This is a genomic window from Achromobacter sp. Marseille-Q0513, assembly GCF_018195695.1.
Lineage (GTDB): Bacteria > Pseudomonadota > Gammaproteobacteria > Burkholderiales > Burkholderiaceae_B > Achromobacter.
The window spans coordinates 1-1,164 of the sequence record NZ_JAGTJY010000374.1 but is presented as its reverse complement, the minus strand read 5'-3'; the positions used below and the strand labels follow the sequence as shown (position 1 = coordinate 1,164).

The window sequence follows — 1,164 nt, the reverse complement described above, 5'->3', positions numbered from 1 at the left end:
CCCGCCAGGTCGCCCATGTTGCTGTTCTGCGAGACCTGCAGCGTGCCGCCGTTGACGGCCGTGCCGCCGGTGTAGGTGTTGACGCCAGACAGCACCAGCGTGCCCAGGTCGGTCTTGACCAGCTTGGCCGCGCCAGCCAGCGTGGCGGCGATGGTGGCGGTATAGCCGGCGCCGTCGGCCGATCCCGCGCCCACCCGGATGACGGCCTCGTTGGGACCGCCGCCGCCCGTGGGCGTGCCCGTCAGGGTCAGCTTGTCGCCGGCGGCATTGCCTTGCAGCACATAGCCATCGGTGGCGAACTGCATGCCCTGCACGTTGATCGGTCCGTTGCTCGTGCTGTCGACCAGCACCGTGCCGCTCTGGCCGGTGAAGACGGCGAAGGCGCCCTGGCTCCAGGGCGCATTGACCGAGCCGGCGGCATCGGTCCAGTTGTCGTTGACGCCGCCCGGCGCCACCCAGGTGCCCGCGCCGCCGTTGACCTGGTTGTTGTTCTTCGGGCCGGCATCGCCATCCCAATAGTTCAGCGTCAGGCCATTGGTGTAGGCCAGGTTGACCTGCTTGTCCACCGAGGTCTGGATGAAATAGTCGGCGGCGTTGGCGCCGGCCGGCAGCGTGCCCAGCGTCAGGCCCGCGGGGTTGGACAGCGTACCGCCGTAGTTGATGATGCGGTAGATGCCGACATCGAAGCGCCCGCCCGGCGACAGCGCCACGTTGAGCTTGCCGCCCAGGGCAACGTTGCCGCCCACGTTGGTCAGGTCGTTGAGGGGGCCGCCGGCCACATTGGCCTGGCCGAACGAGTAATTCAGCGCCGTGCCGCTGCCCAGCGCCAGATTGCCCTTGATCGTCAGCGTGCCCGGCGCGGGGCCGTTGTCGCCGGGCGACAGCGTGCTGTTGCCCGTCAGCGTCACGTCGCCGCCGATCACGCCCTTGCCGCCCAGCGTGGCGTTGTTGACTGTGGTGACGCCGGTGGCGGCGGTCTGGTCGCCGTTGACGTACAGGCCGCCGGCGCTCACGGTGGTCGCGCCCGTGTAGCTGTTGTTGCCGCTGAGCACCGTGGTGCCCGCGCCCTGCTGCGTGACCGAGCCCGTGCCGCTGATGACGCCGCCAAAGGCGTAGCCGTTGCCGCGATTGAAGACCAGGCCGCCGTTGTTCACGACATTGCCG

The 1,164-nt window shown here is 69.4% G+C and carries 1 protein-coding gene; it reads right to left on the bottom strand.

Translation table 11 applies throughout. The features are described 5' to 3' along the window. Positions 1 to 1,164: autotransporter-associated beta strand repeat-containing protein (locus tag KDH83_RS30730; RefSeq protein ID WP_212322832.1), on the bottom strand; the 1,164-nt coding region annotated here is incomplete at both ends.